A 17,220-nucleotide genomic window follows, 5' to 3' on the forward strand; every position below is an offset into this window, starting at 1 on the left:
GTATAACCTGCGAAACCGCTTCGACCCCAAGCCCCGGTAATGGCTTTGAACGGATGGGCAAGCCTCGCCTATGCTCAAGGTATCCTGTTCCGGACAAAAGACCATCGCCATGTATTTCGAGGATCGTCATGACGCCGGGCGCCAGCTCGCCGACGCATTGCAACACTACCGGGAAATGCCCGCCATGCTGGTTCTGGGACTGCCTCGTGGCGGCGTGCCGGTAGCGTGGGAAATCGCCCGTTCGCTCGGTGCGGAACTCGACACGCTGGTGGTACGCAAGCTGGGCGTCCCCTGGCAGCCCGAGGTCGCCATGGGAGCCATCGCCGGCAACGGCGTTTGCGTCCTCCATCACGACCTGGTGGCGCGCTTGAACATCGCCGACCAGGACGTTGACGACATCGTATCGCAGGAAACCAAGGAGCTGCAGCGTCGTGAAATGGCCTACCGTGCCGGTAGAGCCACGCTGGATGTTTCGGGGCGTACCGTGATCGTCGTCGATGACGGCCTGGCCACCGGTGCCACCATGCGAGCCGCTCTCGAGGCGTTGCGAGAGCAGCGCCCCGCGCGCCTGATCGTCGCTGTACCCGTGGCGCCTCCCGATACCGTCGCACAACTCGCCCCATTGGCCGACGATGTCATCTGTCTCAGTCAACCGCCCCACTTCGGTGCCGTCGGGCAGTGGTATCGCCACTTCGATCAGACCAGTGACGACGAAGTGTTACGGTTGCTTGCCTCCTCATCCGAATGAACCCGCTCGACAGCGACACCCCGGGAGCCGATCCGGTCGCCATCATACGCTTCCTTGCCCTGGTGCTGCTGGGAGCGTTGATTGGCGGTGTGGCGGCGTTGTGTGCCGTCGGTTTCGTCGCCGCCGTACTCGCGCTCAACGACGTGCTGCTCATGTCACCGCGCAGCCGCATGATGTTCGGGCACGACGAATGGTTGATGATAGCCACTGTCACCGTACCCGCCATCGGCGGGCTCATCGTCGGCCTGCTACATCGCGGGATTCCCGAGCGACGACCTCACACCCCCGCCGATGTGATCGCCGCGGTCCAGACGCGCGAAGGCCGACTCCCGGCCAGAGCCGGATTGATTTCCGCCATCAGCGCCCTGCTCTCGTTGGGCAGTGGCGCCTCGGTCGGTCAATACGGGCCGCTGGTGCACATGGGTGCCACGCTGGGGTCGCTGAGCGCCCGACTGTTGCGCCTGGGGCGTTCCGACGACAATATCACCATTGCCTGTGGTGCCGCCGCGGCCATTGCCACGGCATTCAATGCGCCCCTGGCAGGTATCGTGTTCGCCCATGAAGTCATGTTGCGTCACTATGCCTTGCGCGCCTTTGCGCCGGTGGCTGCCGCCGCCATTGTCGGCCATGTCATCGCGACCAATGTGCTCGAACGCGGCGCCCTGTTCCATATCACCGACACCGCCGTCCCCCGGCCCTGGGAATTCGCTGTCTTCGTCGCGATCGGCGCGGGCGGCGCACTGGTGGCCGGCGCCTATATGCGCTCTGTCCTGAGTACGGCACGCCTGGCCTCGCACCTGCCGCTTCCCGCGGTGTGCCGACCCGCTCTCGCCGGGGCCATCCTCGGTCTGGTGGCGCTGTGGGTCCCCGACATCCTGGGCATGGGCCAGGAGACACTGCGGTTCGCGACCATCGCCGGTGCCTTCGACCCCCTGGAGTTGGTCGTCGTGCTTGTGTTGAAGATTCTGGCGACCGCCTTGTGTCTGGGGATGGGCTTCGCCGGCGGCGTCTTCAGTCCGGCGCTGGTCATCGGCACATTGTTCGGCGCCCTGTGCGGCAGTCTGGTCGGCACCATGACGGGAGCGCCACCGGATACCTTCATCTTCTATGCCGTCTGCGGCATGGTCGCGGTTACCGCGCCTGTCATCGGTGCGCCGCTGACCAGTCTCTTGATCGTGTTCGAGCTGACCGGCAGCTATGTACTGACGACGGCGGCACTGGCCAGCGTGACACTCGCCAGCCCGATTGCCGCCCAGTTATTCGGCCGCTCGCTGTTCGATGTCCAGTTGGCGGCACGCGGGCTGGATCTCTCGGCCGGCCGCAGTTACGCCGTGCTGCATGTCACCCCGATCCGCGAGTACCTGACCCGCGATTGCGTCACGCTATCCCCCGACCAGACAGTCGACGAGGCGATCTCCATCCTGGGCGAGTCAGGCCATGGGGAAGGGTATCTGGTGTCGGATTCGGGCCACTATCTCGGCACCGTGTCCCTGATCGCGCTGGAAGCATGTCGCCATGACGGATCGACGGATCGATCTCTCGAAACCTGTACCGCTGGCAACCGGCCGACACTGACTCCCGAAACGTCTCTCGGTGACGCCATGGAGCAGATGCGCGATGTCTCGGGCGAAGCGATCGCGGTGGTCGATGACCGCACTCACCATACGTTTCTGGGCGTGGTATACGAAACCGATATCGCCAGAGCCTACCTGCAGCGAAGCGATGAGTTGCGACGAGAGGAATATGGCAGCAGTTGATCCCCGCAGCGCCATTCTGGCCATGATCTGCCTGGTCTGGACAGCCGGCCATACGGTGGCGGACGATGACCGTACTCTGACCGTCCTGAGCTGGGGCGGCTCCTACGAGCGCGCACAGCAACAAGCCCTTTTTGAACCGTTCAGCGAGGCCACGGGCATCGAGGTCGAGGTGGACCGCTATGATGGCGGCATCGACCGCCTTCGTCAGGCGGCCGAGCGAAACGACATCGCCTGGGATGTCATCGACATGACTCAGAGCGATGCCCTGGCGGCGTGTAACGAGGGCTTGCTGCAGCCACTCGATGAATCGATCGCCGCTCCCTCACCGGATGGCACACCGATGGCACAGGATTTCATCGACGGCGCCTTGACCCGCTGCAGCTTGAGTCACACCGTGTATGCCACGGTCATCGCCTATCGGCGCGATGCCTTTCCGGGCACCCGTCCGACCCGGATCGCCGACCTGTTCGATCAACAACGATTTCCGGGGCCCCGCGCCCTGCAGCGTTCGCCTGCCGCCAACCTCGAGTGGGCGCTGCTGTCCTACGGCGTTCCGCGTGAAGAGCTCTACAGACTACTCAGCACCGACCGTGGCCTGAATCTGGCGCTACAACGCCTGGAGTCGCTGCAGGACGTTCATTGGTGGGAAGGCGGTGATGAGCCGGTGGACATGCTCGTCAATGGCGAGGCGGTCATGGCCTCCGGTTACAACGGCCGATTCTTCGATGCCATGGTGTCCCGGGAAGCGCCGATCGACATCCTCTGGGACGGCCAGGTACAGGAACACGAAACCTGGGTCATTCCTCGCGACAGCGACAACCCGGAACTCGCCCGCGAGTTCATCCGCTTCGCGACCGACACCGAACGATTGGCAGCGTTCGCCCGCCATATTCCCTATGGCCCCGCGAGGCATTCGGCTGCGACTCAGGTCACGACGCACCACGACAGTGGTCGGGACATGCGCCTGCACATTCCGACCCACCCCCTGAATGCCCGACGCGCGATCACCAAGGATCATGACTGGTATGCACGTACCCTGGACCGGGTCAACGAACGATTCCGGCAGCGCCTGCTGGAGCCGACGTCCTCCTCGTCACAATCCCCCTGATCCGGTCAGCGTCCAGGCATTGTTGGTGATCGGTACCCCGCCATTCTCGGTGACTCTTACCGTGTCGCTGCAACCGATCCCCCAGCGCCCCGGCAAGCGCAGGCACAGCGGCAGATGGAAGACCATGCCGGATTCGAAGCAACGCATCTGTCCCCGGGCGATGAATCCCGAACCTTCGACCCAGGAGGGGGGAAATTGCGCTCCGACGGCATAGCCATGGACGCCGGAAAAAAAGACATCGTCGGCGATGGGCGCCATCACGCGTTCCGCGGCGCGGGCGGCGTCGTCGAACCGGTGTGCCGGCCGCATGGCATCGAGCAAGGTGTCGTACATGGCCCGAATAGTGGCAAAGACCGAATGCATCTCGTCGGTAGGCTCTCCCGCCACGACGGTACGCATCATCGGTGCCGTGTAGCGCTTGAACGCCGCGCCGAATTCCAGGAAGACCGGCTCGCCTTCGGCGATGCGATGGCGTTGGTGATTGGTATGAATGATGCTGCTGCGTTGGCCAGCGGTCACGATCGGTTGCATGCTCATGAACTCACTGCCCGACCCATGCAAGGCGCGCGCGCCGATGGCGGCAATTTCGCTGTCGGTGACCCCTGGCCGTATCGCCGCGGCCGCCGACTCGATGCCCACGGCAGTGATCCTGGCACTTTCGGCCAGACAATCGAGCTCGGACGCCGTCTTGACGATACGTGCGCCGGCCATGACCTCCCCCGCATCCTCGAATCGGTGCGTGGGCAGTCGATCCATCAACCCCTGAATCACGCCGTAACGCAGCGAGCCATGCCAGCTATCGATACCGATACGCCGCCCCGCTGCAGCCAACGCATCGGCCAGAGGGCCAAGCACCTCTTCCAGCCCTTCCCAGCGATACCCCAGGATGTCATCGACCTGCGTACATGCCACGGCCGGTCCCGTCTCGATGGAAGGAACCTGCAATACCAGGCGCTCCGGAGTAAATACCAGCGCCGTATGCACGGACACTTCGAAGGTGGTGTATCCCGTGAGGTAGAAGATGTCGGAAGGGTCGGTGAGCAACAATCCATCCAGCGACTGTTCACGCATCGCGGCACCGACCGCTGCCCGGCGTCGCTGAAACTCCGACGCCGGGAACGGACACTCGCTGCCTGCCAGTGTCCGGCTCAGGGCATGTCGATATGCATCATGATTCATGAATCATGTCGCCCCTCATTCATTGCTTTCGGCGTTGTTACCCAACCCTTCCAGCGCGTTCTGCCACTCCTCGATCTGCTCATTGAGTTCCTCCAGGTAGCCTTCACGATCCTCGATGGAGGTCTCGAGCTCCTCCAGGCGGGACTCGGCGGAGTCAATATCGCCCTGTAGCGATTCATACTCGGACTGCCGCTCACGCAACGACTCATCGACATTGTCGTAACTGGACTGGGCCACACCGATCTGCGCATCGAGTTCATCCAGTTCGGCTTCGCGAGCCTCGTACCGCTCATCCAGTTCGGCCAACTGCTCTTCCCGCACATCCACGGTGTTGTCGAGCTCTTCGAGCCGCCCTTCGCGGTCGGCAATGGTATCGTCCAGTTCACTTACCTGATCTTCGCGAAGCGCCAGCGCATTATCCAGCGCCTCGCGCTGCTGTTCGCGCTCGGTGATCGATTCATCGAGCTCATCGACCTGGGTTTCGCGCAGTTCGATGGCATTGTCCAGCGCCTCACGCTGCTGTTCACGTTCGCTGATCGATTCGTCGAGTGCCGCGAGTTCGTCTTCCGCTTCCGACACGGCGTCTTCGGTTTCCGAAAGTTCCTCTTCCCGGGTCGATAGCTGCTCTTCCAGTTCGGCGAGCTCGTCCTCCCGGGCCTGGCGGTCCTCGCGAACGCTTTCCACCTCGGATTCGAGCTCGTCCAGCGTGCCCTGGGTCTCCTGCTGCTCGCTTCGCGTTGCCTCGAGTTCTTCCACCTCCTCAGTCAACGATTCATTTTCGCTTTCCAGGCTGTCGACCTGGGATTCCAGGCTGCCAATCTGATCTTCGAGACTGGCGCGCTGCTCTTCCCACTCGCTGCGCTGAGAACTGGCGCTGGAACTGGCATAGATAGCGTAGAGAATAGCCAGAATCGCGACGAGCGCGAGAGCACGAACGCGATTGTCCTTGAATGGACTCTGTGTGGTGGATGGTGTATTGGCGTTGTCATCTGCCATGCGATTTCCCCTTCAGTGCGTCACAGACCAATCAATGGGCACAAGCGGCCCGAGAATCCTGCACATAACCAAAGAGGAGTATGGTCGGAGATAGCGTTGACGACCAAATGACAAGATCACGACAGCTGCCGACTACATCAGATTGACGATCACCAGGGCCAGAGTCCCCAAGGTGATGACGTATCCCAGCAGGGCCATCAAACCATCATTGGCAATCAGCGCCAGGCCAAATACGGTCAATGCCAACCCGGCGCCATTGGCCGTGAAAGGGATGATTTCCATGGGTGGCATGGCCAGCGCGATCAGAATGCACATGACCGAGATCCCGAGTGCTCCCAGCCCCTGGGTGAGAAAGCGCAAACGCGGATGCAGCACGCGGTCGATGGCCCGGGCCGGCTTGCGCATCCAGGCCACGGCACGATCGAGCTTGTCCCTGGCAAGCGAGCGGTCAAGCAGCCAGGCAGGTAGCCAGAAATGATCACGCCCCAGCAGCAGCTGAATGGCTACCAGCACGACCAGAACGGCCATCAACGTCGGCACGCCGGGAATGTCACCGATGACAGGTGCCAGGGTGATCAAGCCCGCCAGCAGCAACAGCGGCCCGAAGGAGCGGCGCCCTACCGCGGAGAGGATATGATCGACGGACGTCCGTCCGCCGTCGTGATCGGCACCATCGAGACAATCGAGTAGATCCTCGATGCTGGAGACGTTGCCCTGCTCGTCCAGGCTCGGTGTATGATTCATGCATCATCACCTTTGGCCGGGACGGATTCCTGCACCGACAACTTGGTGCGAATGAAGTCGCTGTGACTGACATAAAGCAATTCAGCCAGCCGACGAATACGGTGTTCCTCCAACGGATCCAGCTCACCATCGGCATACGCCATGCGCCACATCAGCTCGACCAGTTCGACACGATCCGGATAAGTATAATCGTCCCGGATCAAGCTGACGAACTGATAGTGGTCGACGGCATCCTCCACTTCCTGCTGAGCCAGTGTCATCAATTCGTCGACAGCATCATCGCCGACATGCAGGTGACGTTGTAATGCGACCCGTAATGACGCCAACTCCGCGTCGTCGGTCTGGTAATCGGCACGAATGATTTCACAGAGAAGCGCGGCAGCCGCCAATTCCAGCGTGACGTCACGTTTTTCCGTCTGCTCCGGCGCGGCAAGGGTCTGATTGAAGAAGCGTTGAATCGTATCGAGCATGAGAAGAGACATCCTGAACAGGTTACGCTCATCCGACAGTTTGCCCGCCCCCAAGGTTTCACGCCAGGTTCATACAGGGAAAGCCCCCGATGTCGATAGACGACCGGGGCCAGAGTACCAAGGCGGTGAAAGCTCCCATGAAAGCCCGGCCACAGCGATTTTCAGGCCGCCGGGTCCTCCACCAGCAGGTGTGACAACAGGATATCGATGAATGTCGTCATCGGCGCCACCGACTGGGTGACCTTGGCCCGAAGTATCGCGCCTTCCCAGCCCGTCAGCAAAAAACCGGCAAGCGACTGTGGATCGCAGTCAGGTCTCAGCTCGCCCGCTTTCCGTGCAGCTTCCAGGCAGTCGGCAAAGCGCCGCTCCCAACTCCGGAAAACGCACTCCAGTCGATCCCGAAAGGCGTCGTTCCGAGCCGCCAGCTCCTGCCCCAGATTGCCGATCAGGCAGCCTCGGGTACACTCGCACGACGCCATCTCCGACACCCCTTCGGCAAAGTAAGCGCGCAGGCGCTCCAGAGGCGTTTTCGAGGTGTCGCCCAGGGTGGCATCCAGGCGGGATTCATATGCTGACGCAAAATCATCGATCACCGCCAGACCGAAATCTTCCTTGCTGGTGAAATAGTAATAGAAGGATCCCTTGGGAACGCCGGCAGCACTCAACACTTCATTGAGGCCAGTGGTGTTGTACCCCTGCCTGGCAATAATGTCGCTTCCGACACGGATCAACTCATCACGGGTGGCGTTACGTTTCATACGCCGGACATTAGACCAGTCGTCTAGTGTCGTCAATCCGTACCGTTCAGTGCCCCACCCCCTGGTGATGGAGCCGCTCCTCCGGCGTCACCTTGTCGATGATCACTTCGGGATGATGGCGATGAATCACCTCATAGATTTCACGCTCCCGATCTTCGGGGACATCGACCATCATCAGGAATGCTCCGTCTTCGAGTTCATTCTCATATTTATCGACCTTGGCATCGTGTACCGAGACGCCGATCATGGTGCTCGTCCATACGCCGAACAGACCGCCGAACAATCCCATGCCAAGGACGTGTGCCCAGAACTCCAGGCCGCCGTATTGCCCGGACAGGAACCAGTGGACGACGACGCCCAGCAGACACCCCAGCGGAATGCCGAACTTGAGTCCTCGGCCGGTGGCATTCACGACATCGGAGGTCTGCCGCAGGGTGGCATTGTTGACGCCACGCTCGGTCAGGTGCGTCATGTCCTTGCCGGTGACATGGACCTCATCCCTGGTGAGTCGCAACTCGTCCAGCTCGTCGGCGATGTTGACCGTCGTCTCGAGGTCCGGAGAGAGAAAATAGAGGCGTTGCATGATGGGTTATCTCCTTCCTTTCGACAAAGGAAGTGTTGAGGCAACGTTGACCGCAGCGCGGCCCTTCCTACAAGTGTGTCTCAACTTGGCGAAATCGCAAGCCACCATATCGACGAGACAGTCAATCGGCACCGAGATCAAGGCCTGAGCTTGTAGCCGCTCTTGAATATCCAGCGTACGACAGCCAGGCACACTCCCAGAAATATCAGGATCATCACCAGGCTCGCGGCCAGGCTCACATCCCCGACGCCATAGAAACTCCAGCGAAAGCCGCTGACCAGGTAGACGACCGGATTGAACAGCGTCAGGGTCTGCCATAACGGCGGCAGCATATCGATCGCATAAAAGGTCCCGCCCAGGAAGGTCAACGGCGTAATGACCAGCAACGGCACCAGTTGCAATTTCTCGAAGTTCTCGGCCCAGATACCGATGATGAACCCCAGCAGGCTGAAGGTCAGCGCCGTCAGGATCAGGAACAACAGCATCAACAGCGGATGGTCGATGCGCAGCGGAACGAAGAACCCGGCGGTCGCCAGGATCAGCAACCCCAGCATGACCGACTTGGTGGCCGCCGCACCGACATAGCCGAGCACGATTTCAAACGATGATACCGGGGCCGAAAGCAATTCATAGATCGTTCCCGAGAACTTGGGGAAGAAGATACCGAACGACGCATTCGAGACACTCTGCGTCAGCAGCATCAGCATGATCAGCCCAGGGACGATGAAGGCGCCGTAGTTGACACCATCGATCTCTTCGATACGTGAGCCGATTGCGGTGCCGAACACCACGAAATAGAGTGACGTCGACAGCACCGGCGACACGATGCTCTGCAGCAGCGTGCGGCGGGTCCTTGCCATTTCCGACAGATAGATTGCCCGTACACCGTAAAGATTCATTGGCGCTCCCTCACCAGGCTGACGAAGATGTCCTCCAGCGAACTCTGCCGCGTATTGAGGTCCGTGAAATGGATGCCCGCATCGCGCAACTCACCGAGCAGGGTCGCGATACCGCCGCACTCATCCGCACTCGCATCGGCCACATCATAGGTGTAGATCAACTCATGGCCGTCTTCGGTGAGTTCCAGTTGATGGCCGTTGAGCGATGGTGGAATCCGCTGAAGCGGAGACGGCAGATGCAGGGACAACTGCTTGCGCCCCAGCTGACGCATGAGACGATGCTTGTCTTCCACCAGCACGATCTCACCTCGATGTATCACTCCGATGCGATCGGCCATCTCCTCGGCTTCCTCGATATAGTGAGTGGTCAGAATCACGGTGACACCCGTTTCCCGCAGTTGCCTCACCACTTGCCACATCTCGCGGCGCAGTTCGACATCGACTCCTGCGGTCGGCTCATCGAGAAACAGGATCTGCGGTTCGTGGGCGAGCGCCTTGGCAATCAGCACCCGGCGCTTCATTCCTCCCGAGAGCGTGATCAGCTTGTTGTTACGCTTGTCCCAAAGCGTCAGCGACCGCAACACCCGCTCAATGTGATCCGGATCGGGCGGACAACCAAACAATCCGCGGCTGAAGCTGACCGTGGCCCAGACGGTTTCGAAAGCTTCATTGGTCAATTCCTGCGGAACCAGCCCGATCTTCGACCGAGCCGCCCGATACTCCGTGACGATATCGTGTCCCGCGACCTGCACTTGCCCTTGCGTGGGGTTGACCAGGCCGCAAATGATACTGATCAAGGTCGTCTTGCCGGCCCCATTGGGCCCGAGCAACGCGAAGATCTCTCCCGACTCGATGGTCAGGTCGATATCCTGTAGCGCCTTGAATCCCGACGCATAAGACTTGGATAACTGATTGACGCGAATGGCCGGCTCCACACTTCCTCCTTGCGATCCGATCACAATGGTGTCTCCACGGCGGCGGATGGACGGGATGCTTCACCGTCATCATCGTCCACCCCGAGGAAGCCACCGGACTGACGCTGCCACAGGGCCGCATAAAGCCCCCGCTGTGCCAGCAACTGCTCGTGCGTGCCACTTTCAATGATCCGACCTTCATCCATGACGACCAGTCGGTCGAGCATTGCGATGGTCGACAATCGGTGGGCGATGGCAATCACGGTCTTGCCTTCCATCAATGCCTCGAGCTGTTCCTGGATAGCGGCCTCGACCTCCGAATCGAGGGCCGACGTCGCCTCATCCAGTACCAGGATGGGGGCATTCTTGAGCAGCACACGAGCGATGGCAATACGCTGACGCTGACCACCGGAGAGTTTGACACCCCGCTCACCGACGTGGGCATCGAGACCACGCCGCCCCTTGGCATCGACCAGATCGTCGATGAAGGTATCGGCATGCGCCCGACGCATGGCGTCACGCACTTCGTCATCACTGGCATCCGGGCTGCCGTAGCGGATGTTTTCCCGTACCGAACGATGCAGCAGCGAGGTGTCCTGAGTGACCATGCCGATCTGGCGCCGCAGCGATTCCTGCGTGACCGAAGCGATGTCTTGGTCATCGATCAGAATGCGTCCCGCCTCCACTTCGAAGAAACGCAGCAGCAGATTGGCCAGGGTCGACTTACCGGCCCCGGAACGACCGATCACTCCGACCTTTTCGCCCGGCGCGATGGTCAGGTTCAGTCCATCGAAGACCCGCGCGGATTGGCCATCGGGACGAGCATAGCCGAAACGAACGGCATCGAAACGGATTTCGCCTTGCGGCACGGCCAGTTCGGTGGCACCGGCACGGTCCTTGACCACCGGTTCGCGGGCGATGGTGTTGATGCCATCCTGTACCGTACCGATATTCTCGAACAGGCTGGCGACCTCCCAGAGAATCCAGTCGGACATGAAACGGATGCGCATCACCATGGCGATGGCGACCGCGATCATGCCCAGCGATACCGCTTCCAGGTACCAGGCACCGATAGCCATGGCAGCAATACCGCCCAGCAGCAATGAATTGAGCAGGGTCAGACTCAGGCTCAATTTCGTGGCCAGTCGCATCTGGCGGTGCACGGTCTCCATGAAGCCCTCCATGGCATCCCGAGCGTAACGTTGCTCCCGGCCGGTATCGGCAAACAGCTTGATGGTCTGGATGTTGCTGTAGCTGTCGACGATACGCCCCGTCATGCGTGCCCGGGCATCGGCCTGGGCCATGGAGACATCACGCAGACGCGGCACGAAGCACCACATGATGGCGATATAACCCACCAGCCATAGACCGAGCGGCAGCATCAGCCAGGGCTCGGCGGTCCCCATCAACAGCATGGCACCGGCGAAATAGACCAGCACATAGACCATCAGGTCCATCAGCTTGGTGACCGTTTCCCGCATGGCCAGCGCCGTCTGCATCACCTTCTGCGATATGCGCCCGGCGAACTCGTCCTGAAAGAAGGCCATGCTCTGCCCGAGCATATGCCGATGCGACAGCCAGCGACCGATCATCGGATAGTTGCCGAAAATGCTCTGATGCGTCAGCAGCGACTGCAGCAATACCAACAACGGCAACCCGACCAACGCCAGCAGACCGAGCCATGCCAGACGCCAGCCATGCTCGGCGAAGAAGCCATCACGGTCGGCATCGGATAGCCAATCGACCAGTTCGCCCATGTAATGGAAGAACAGCACTTCCGCTGCGGACACGAATGCCGTGGCCACCGACATGGCAATCAGCAACGGCATGACCGGCCGTGAAAAGTGGCGGATGAAAGGCCATAGTCCTTGGGGCGGCGTACCGAAATCCTCGGCGGGGTACGGATTCACCAGATTTTCGAAATAGCGAAACATGCAATCGTTTCCCGTGGTATCAGACTCTCCGGGTCAAGCCTGGGACTTGCCCAACGATGGACTGGCAGGTTACAACCTTAAGTTAAATTGAGGTCAAGGAGATCGACGTGACGACTACATCATCCCGACACATCCCTCGCGAATTGAGCGTCGGCGATGTCGCCAAACGCAGCGGCCTGGCGGTTTCCGCCATTCACTTCTACGAAGCCAAGGGATTGATCAGCAGCCGTCGCAATGCCGGCAACCAGCGCCGTTTCCAACGTGATGTGCTGCGCCGTGTCGCCATCATCAAGGTGGCACAGCGTACCGGTATCCCTCTGGCGGAGATACGCGAAGCCCTCGATACCCTCCCGGAAGGGAAATCGCCGACGCTCGCCGACTGGCAACGGCTCTCGGCCTGCTGGAAACACAACCTCGACCAGCGCATCGAGCGTCTGACATGCCTTCGGGATCAGCTTGATCACTGCATCGGGTGCGGCTGCCTCTCGATGAACGACTGCCCGTTACGCAACCCTGGCGACACCCTTGCCGAGCAGGGACCGGGGCCACGGTTGCTGGACCCGGACTGATCGGGCAGCGCTACGAGTCTTCGAGTTCGATCCGGCCGTCGAAGGATACATTCAAGGACAGACCATCGACCTCGAGCGTCATTTTCGCCGGTAGCGATTCATCGCCGATAATCGCGCCTTCGGCGAGCGCCTTGTCCACCGCCTGCTCGATCTCGCGCTGGGAGTTGACACCGACCATCTTGAGGAATTTGCGCATACTGAGATTGAAGGCTTCTTCGTTCATGGCGAGCTCCATTCGGCTTGTGGTTGTGTGACGACTGCACTGTGCAGTCTAGGCGTTATCAGAACGGGCGACGAGTCGCTCGCCCCCCAGGCGGACGGATCAGAACGTGGATAGTCCGGTCGACTCCATGAGTCGATACTGCCAATAACGGACTCGGGAATCGTCGGCGAACCGTTCATAGCCCACGCTGTACCGGCGATCATGACGGTTATGCCAGTGACGTTCGAAGAATGCCACGGCATCCGCCATGGCCGACTGCTCCGCATCCGCCAGCAACCGCACGCTGGTCTCGAGATTCAGATTATCGAGATTGCGACGGGTGAAGTTGGCGGACCCAATGATCAACTCCGACGGCCCTTCAGCGGGCGTCTTCAGCAGCATCTTGGGATGGCACTGCTCCCCATTGGTGGCACACCAGCGGATTTCCACACCAGCCCGATGCAACTCATGGGCGACCTGCCGATTGGGAATACCGTTCTTTTCCAGCCCGAACGCATCACGGTTGGGATCGAGCAGCAAGCGAATAGTCACACCGCGTTGCCTGGCACGCTTCAAAGCCGCCACCATCGGACGATGCGAGAGATAAAAGACGGCGATATCCAGGCGATCGCCATCGACCGTACCGTCGACCGAAGCCAGCAAGGCATCGCGAATGCGACCTTCCGTGAGAATCTGTAGCCGCGCCGATGACCCGGCGGACTCCGTGGTGGCTGCCATGACCCGTTCCGCCGGCCGATCCCCGATGTCGCCACCGGACCAGTGCGCCACCCGCCACTCGGTATTCAACAGGTCCAGGGCGGCCGCGCCGCTGAAACGCAGCGCCGTATTGGTGTGGCGGCTACTGGCATCGTGGGGATTCATCGACGTCACCAGCCCGACCCATGAGTCGCCATGATCCGCGACCAGCGTCTTGCGATGGTTGGCGCGGAAGTTAAGCATGTCGAGATAGCCACGCAGCGTGACCTTGCCCGGCCCCAGCAGGTTGGGCAGCCAACCTCCCCCCGTGTCGTTACCCAGCCAGGCACAACATAGGTGCCAGAACCCTGACCAGGTCGGGTTGGATGCCCGCAACCGATGCAGATCGGTCGTCACGAGCACCACACCGGCCTCGCGCAAGTCACGAAAATGGTCGGGTTCCAGGCTTCCGTAGAGCGTGTTGATAGGATCGGTGATAACGACGATGTCCAACTCGGGCACGGATTGCTTGCGCTCGATCAGTGCCTGCGTGAGTTGCGATGACAAGGGACGGTAATCGCCTTGCGCCGATCCCGCGAAGTCATTGAACAGGAACATATCGATAACAAGGAGGCGTTCGGCTTGACCGATCAGCGTCAGAATGTCATCGAAAATCGACTGATCGGTGGCCGCGTGACCGTCGGGATCGCGGAATGTCTCATCGTAGAGAAACGCGACCGATGCGCTGTCCCGCAAGGGACCGGCTTCGCCCACCCCGGGCGGCAAGGGTTTGCGCGTCTGATACATCGCCATGGCCAGGCACCCGACCAGAACCGCCAACAGCAGCCCCCACCACATCACCGTTCGCCCCTTTGCTGATTGCATGTCTGTCACTCACGGCGCGACGAGGGGCCATCCGGCGACAACAACACGCCGCTTGCCTCGATCGCCAACCCCACGGCCCGCAAGGCCGCCTCGGACCTTTCCAGCGAGGATTCGCCACGGGTACAAGCCACGATGACGACACCTTCATCGCTCGACTGCCCGGCTTGCATGGCAATACCGGCATGACAGGTACGCCGGCGCTGGGTGCCGGTCTTGTGCGCGAGAACCACCTCGCTGCCCAGCCCTGCCTTCAGTCGATCATCGCCACTGGACGTTCTCGTCATGGTTGCCAGCAACTGACGGGTCGACCGGGATGACAAGGCCTGTCGGCTGGCCAGGGTTTCCAGCAGCTGGCCGAAGGCATCCAGGCGACCGGAATTCAACGGCCTCGAGTAGTAGGCATCATAGGCCAGGTCGAGTGACGTCATCGCCCAGGCATCGCGATCGACACCGATACGCTGCTCCAGCCAATCCAGGCGATGACGATCGTCATCGGCTTTCTGCAGCTCGATGAAATCCATGCCACCGAGGCCGAAGGCCCGGGGGTGCAGTTCGGCGTAGATATGACGACGGACATCCACCAGGGAGGTGATCTCTCCCAGCCCATCGTCGATCAGCTCCCCGACGTGCCGGTTGACGGTGTCCCGTCCCACCTCGCGTATCAACATGTCGGTGGCCGTATTGTCGCTGACGGTCAGCATGGCATCCAGTAACTCGCCGATGCGCATGGCGGTCCCCGGCGATTCCCAATTGGTCGGGCCGGCACCATCGACATAATCGCTCTGTGCCAGGGTCAGGGTGTCATCCAGTGACATCCGCCCCTCATCGATACGTTGCCAGACCGTCAATGCCACCGGCACCTTGATCAGCGAGGCCAGATACCAGTCGTCATCGGCTCGCCAGGATAACGTCTCGCCAGTGGAGAGCGCCTTGACATACACACCGATTTCGCCGGAAAAGCCGGCATCGATACCGGCCAGCCGGCTCTCCAGACGAGACGACCAATGGCGGTCAGCGTCATCGGCTGTCGCGGGCAGGCCGATGCACAGCCAGACCATCGACAACCACGCGAGTCGTTGACACCACCGTTGCCGTCTCACGTCGACTCCCGTATCCAACGCAAGCCACGTATCCACAGTGCCGTGGCGAAAATCATGGCGATACCGATCCCCAACACCTGCGGATAGCTGTACACCTGCCAACTCTGGAGCAGGAAGCGCAGTATCAGGAAGATCATCACGATGTGGAAGATGAAGGCGTTGAGGGCATCGGAGCCGATGACCGTGATCGGACGCAGAAGCCGGGCGAGTCGTTCACCGCCAGCCAACGCAGCGGCCAGAACCATCAGGGCGCCGCCCAGACTGAACAGCATGAACGGCAACTCGGGGGGATGTTTGCCCTCATTGCGTGCTACCGCCAACCAGGTGACCGTCTCACTCGTCGCCGCAACGGCCATGAAGCCGGCAAGCAGCAAAGCACCCGATACGCCCAATGCCATGATCAAGCGCCACCGCATGGAGACATGCCAATAGCAGCGCAGGACGGCTTCGCCGATCAGCAAGCCAAGCATCACCACCGGCAATCGCGATAGCTGCCCCCAGGTATAGTGATCCGCATCCTCGACCAGCAGCGCCTTGAACGGTTCGCTGCCCCAGAAGTGGAAATGGCGCTCCAACCCATCGGCCAATACGGCAATGGCGACGGGCAGCAGCAACCGTGACCACAGAGGCAGACGCCGCCATGACGGCAGCAGCCAGGGAATCCATAACAAGGCGATCGCGTAGAACCCCAGGATCTCCACCCAGATCGGGAATCGCTGGTAGAGCACGGCATCGAGGATATCCGCCGGCTCGTACAACGGCATCATTTCCACGATGGTCAGCGCCTTGTACCAAAACAGTACTTCTAGTCCGCGCAGCAGCAGCTTGCGACGTCGACGCGGCCAGTCCGACGTGCCGGTCCTGGGCAGAAAGGCCACCGCCAGGGCAATCCCGAACACCATGATGAACAATGACGAGGAGAACTTGGTCAGCAAATGGATCGGTACCATGCCCCACGCCGGGACCTGATCGATGCCCAGCAGCCCACTGACACTGTGGCTGAGAATCATCAGCGCGATGGCCACGCCGCGCGCCAGATCGATCGCCGCCACTCGCCCTTCGGGCCGTGGCAACGACGGGCGCTCGGACAACCGCAATGACCACGATGCTGCGGGCATCATCGACGCGTCGCCGGCCATCGACCCGCCTCAGACATCGTCGGCATTGATTTCGTTACCAAAACTCACCTCGGATAGTTGCTCTGATGCATCGGGTTCCTGATCACTGAAGCGCGACGCATAGGCCGAAAGCGTCGCGGGTTCATCATCCTTGGCGGGGTGATAGCCGACCGTCGAGCCGTCACAGGCACTCCAGTGGTAACGTTCCGCCAGGTCATCGCCATCGCCTTCCATGTCTGCACCTTCTACCACCAGTGCCGTCATCGCCGCCGCAAGCTCCTGCTCGCAAGCGGTAATCGCCGCCCTCTCCCGGTAACCGATATAACGGGGTACCGCAATGGTCGCCAGGGTACCGACGATAGCGATGACGATCAGTAGTTCAATCAGCGTGAACCCGGTCTGCGTCCGGGGTTGGGTTATCGTATGCATTCAAGCTCCCTTTGAATGAGGCCACTCACCCGGCCAACCACCTTCCCTGCCCGACGATCCATCGTCAGCGGCAGATGCCCGGAGCTATCCTACCGTACCCGCGGGAAATTGCGAATCGCGCCCGGGGCATG

General features: G+C 60.9%; 18 protein-coding genes. 4 read left to right on the forward strand and 14 right to left on the reverse strand.

What is annotated here, in order from left to right; translation table 11 throughout:
- Window positions 1-70: 70 nt before the first annotated feature.
- Genes BLW01_RS12750 through BLW01_RS12760 form a run of 3 tightly spaced genes read left to right on the forward strand, consistent with a single transcriptional unit; the run spans window position 71 to window position 3,613 of the window.
- Window positions 71-748 carry a phosphoribosyltransferase gene (locus BLW01_RS12750; RefSeq protein WP_229806463.1) on the forward strand — a complete coding sequence of 226 codons (678 nt, stop codon included), beginning with the start codon at window positions 71-73 and terminating at the stop codon, window positions 746-748.
- A complete protein-coding gene (locus BLW01_RS12755; RefSeq protein WP_092570308.1) occupies window positions 745-2,505 on the forward strand; it encodes a chloride channel protein in 1,761 nt (586 codons plus the stop codon). The genes BLW01_RS12750 and BLW01_RS12755 overlap by 4 nt, the downstream gene beginning before the upstream one ends.
- Window positions 2,492-3,613, forward strand: coding sequence for an ABC transporter substrate-binding protein (locus BLW01_RS12760; protein ID WP_092570309.1), 1,122 nt, complete (start codon window positions 2,492-2,494; stop codon window positions 3,611-3,613). Before BLW01_RS12755 ends, BLW01_RS12760 begins: the two co-directional genes overlap by 14 nt.
- On the opposite strand, the gene BLW01_RS12765 is transcribed toward BLW01_RS12760, so the two are convergent.
- The 9 genes from BLW01_RS12765 to BLW01_RS12805 form a co-directional block, all read right to left on the reverse strand.
- A complete protein-coding gene (locus tag BLW01_RS12765) occupies window positions 3,599-4,792 on the reverse strand; it encodes a M24 family metallopeptidase (protein WP_092570311.1) in 1,194 nt (397 codons plus the stop codon). The genes BLW01_RS12760 and BLW01_RS12765 overlap by 15 nt on opposite strands.
- 15 nt (window positions 4,793-4,807) lie before the next feature.
- Complete coding sequence (locus BLW01_RS12770) at window positions 4,808-5,788, reverse strand: coiled-coil domain-containing protein (RefSeq protein WP_092570313.1); 981 nt, start codon at window positions 5,786-5,788, stop codon at window positions 4,808-4,810.
- A gap of 132 nt (window positions 5,789-5,920) precedes the next feature.
- Complete coding sequence (locus BLW01_RS12775; RefSeq protein ID WP_092570314.1) at window positions 5,921-6,532, reverse strand: exopolysaccharide biosynthesis protein; 612 nt, start codon at window positions 6,530-6,532, stop codon at window positions 5,921-5,923.
- Window positions 6,529-7,002: a tellurite resistance TerB family protein gene (locus tag BLW01_RS12780; protein WP_092570316.1), complete on the reverse strand. Its 474-nt coding sequence runs from the start codon at window positions 7,000-7,002 to the stop codon at window positions 6,529-6,531. The genes BLW01_RS12775 and BLW01_RS12780 overlap by 4 nt, the downstream gene beginning before the upstream one ends.
- A gap of 161 nt (window positions 7,003-7,163) precedes the next feature.
- Window positions 7,164-7,760 carry a TetR/AcrR family transcriptional regulator gene (locus BLW01_RS12785; RefSeq protein ID WP_092570318.1) on the reverse strand — a complete coding sequence of 199 codons (597 nt, stop codon included), beginning with the start codon at window positions 7,758-7,760 and terminating at the stop codon, window positions 7,164-7,166.
- Between the two features lie 46 nt (window positions 7,761-7,806).
- A complete protein-coding gene (locus tag BLW01_RS12790; protein ID WP_092570320.1) occupies window positions 7,807-8,343 on the reverse strand; it encodes a DUF1269 domain-containing protein in 537 nt (178 codons plus the stop codon).
- A gap of 137 nt (window positions 8,344-8,480) precedes the next feature.
- Window positions 8,481-9,242: an ABC transporter permease gene (locus tag BLW01_RS12795; RefSeq protein WP_092570322.1), complete on the reverse strand. Its 762-nt coding sequence runs from the start codon at window positions 9,240-9,242 to the stop codon at window positions 8,481-8,483.
- Window positions 9,239-10,201, reverse strand: a complete 963-nt coding sequence (locus BLW01_RS12800; RefSeq protein WP_229806462.1) for an ABC transporter ATP-binding protein — start codon at window positions 10,199-10,201, stop codon at window positions 9,239-9,241. The genes BLW01_RS12795 and BLW01_RS12800 overlap by 4 nt, the downstream gene beginning before the upstream one ends.
- The gene (locus tag BLW01_RS12805; RefSeq protein ID WP_092570326.1) at window positions 10,198-12,090 is read right to left on the reverse strand and encodes an ABC transporter ATP-binding protein; all 1,893 of its coding nucleotides are present in this window, start codon (window positions 12,088-12,090) and stop codon (window positions 10,198-10,200) included. Before BLW01_RS12805 ends, BLW01_RS12800 begins: the two co-directional genes overlap by 4 nt.
- Before the next feature lie 107 nt (window positions 12,091-12,197).
- On the opposite strand from BLW01_RS12805, the gene soxR reads away from it, so the two are divergent.
- On the forward strand, window positions 12,198-12,659 hold the full coding sequence (gene soxR, locus BLW01_RS12810) for a redox-sensitive transcriptional activator SoxR (protein ID WP_092570328.1): 462 nt from the start codon (window positions 12,198-12,200) through the stop codon (window positions 12,657-12,659).
- A 10-nt stretch (window positions 12,660-12,669) separates the two neighbouring features.
- Here the strand turns inward: soxR and BLW01_RS12815 are convergent, their stop codons facing one another.
- From BLW01_RS12815 to BLW01_RS18885, 5 genes are all read right to left on the reverse strand, one after another.
- Window positions 12,670-12,882: a DUF6494 family protein gene (locus BLW01_RS12815; RefSeq protein ID WP_092570330.1), complete on the reverse strand. Its 213-nt coding sequence runs from the start codon at window positions 12,880-12,882 to the stop codon at window positions 12,670-12,672.
- A 99-nt stretch (window positions 12,883-12,981) separates the two neighbouring features.
- A complete protein-coding gene (locus BLW01_RS12820) occupies window positions 12,982-14,442 on the reverse strand; it encodes a phospholipase D family protein (RefSeq protein WP_229806461.1) in 1,461 nt (486 codons plus the stop codon).
- 5 nt (window positions 14,443-14,447) lie between these two features.
- Window positions 14,448-15,542 (reverse strand): serine hydrolase, encoded by a 1,095-nt coding sequence (locus tag BLW01_RS12825; protein WP_139243936.1) that lies wholly within the window; start codon window positions 15,540-15,542, stop codon window positions 14,448-14,450.
- Window positions 15,539-16,681 carry an acyltransferase family protein gene (locus BLW01_RS12830; RefSeq protein ID WP_229806460.1) on the reverse strand — a complete coding sequence of 381 codons (1,143 nt, stop codon included), beginning with the start codon at window positions 16,679-16,681 and terminating at the stop codon, window positions 15,539-15,541. Before BLW01_RS12830 ends, BLW01_RS12825 begins: the two co-directional genes overlap by 4 nt.
- 9 nt (window positions 16,682-16,690) lie before the next feature.
- Window positions 16,691-17,089, reverse strand: a complete 399-nt coding sequence (locus BLW01_RS18885) for a prepilin-type N-terminal cleavage/methylation domain-containing protein (RefSeq protein ID WP_092570336.1) — start codon at window positions 17,087-17,089, stop codon at window positions 16,691-16,693.
- Between the last annotated feature and the right edge of the window lie 131 nt (window positions 17,090-17,220).

It is taken from the genome of Aidingimonas halophila (genome assembly GCF_900106955.1).
Lineage (GTDB): Bacteria > Pseudomonadota > Gammaproteobacteria > Pseudomonadales > Halomonadaceae > Aidingimonas > Aidingimonas halophila.

Coding starts and splice junctions, on each gene's coding strand:
- BLW01_RS12750 (WP_229806463.1), top strand. CDS start 71: ATGCTCAAGGTATCCTGTTCCGGACAAAAGACCATCGCCATGTATTTC.
- BLW01_RS12755 (WP_092570308.1), top strand. CDS start 745: ATGAACCCGCTCGACAGCGACACCCCGGGAGCCGATCCGGTCGCCATC.
- BLW01_RS12760 (WP_092570309.1), top strand. CDS start 2,492: ATGGCAGCAGTTGATCCCCGCAGCGCCATTCTGGCCATGATCTGCCTG.
- BLW01_RS12765 (WP_092570311.1), bottom strand. CDS start 4,792: ATGAATCATGATGCATATCGACATGCCCTGAGCCGGACACTGGCAGGC.
- BLW01_RS12770 (WP_092570313.1), bottom strand. CDS start 5,788: ATGGCAGATGACAACGCCAATACACCATCCACCACACAGAGTCCATTC.
- BLW01_RS12775 (WP_092570314.1), bottom strand. CDS start 6,532: ATGAATCATACACCGAGCCTGGACGAGCAGGGCAACGTCTCCAGCATC.
- BLW01_RS12780 (WP_092570316.1), bottom strand. CDS start 7,002: ATGCTCGATACGATTCAACGCTTCTTCAATCAGACCCTTGCCGCGCCG.
- BLW01_RS12785 (WP_092570318.1), bottom strand. CDS start 7,760: ATGAAACGTAACGCCACCCGTGATGAGTTGATCCGTGTCGGAAGCGAC.
- BLW01_RS12790 (WP_092570320.1), bottom strand. CDS start 8,343: ATGCAACGCCTCTATTTTCTCTCTCCGGACCTCGAGACGACGGTCAAC.
- BLW01_RS12795 (WP_092570322.1), bottom strand. CDS start 9,242: ATGAATCTTTACGGTGTACGGGCAATCTATCTGTCGGAAATGGCAAGG.
- BLW01_RS12805 (WP_092570326.1), bottom strand. CDS start 12,090: ATGTTTCGCTATTTCGAAAATCTGGTGAATCCGTACCCCGCCGAGGAT.
- BLW01_RS12815 (WP_092570330.1), bottom strand. CDS start 12,882: ATGAACGAAGAAGCCTTCAATCTCAGTATGCGCAAATTCCTCAAGATG.
- BLW01_RS12820 (WP_229806461.1), bottom strand. CDS start 14,442: ATGCAATCAGCAAAGGGGCGAACGGTGATGTGGTGGGGGCTGCTGTTG.
- BLW01_RS12830 (WP_229806460.1), bottom strand. CDS start 16,681: ATGGCCGGCGACGCGTCGATGATGCCCGCAGCATCGTGGTCATTGCGG.
- BLW01_RS18885 (WP_092570336.1), bottom strand. CDS start 17,089: ATGCATACGATAACCCAACCCCGGACGCAGACCGGGTTCACGCTGATT.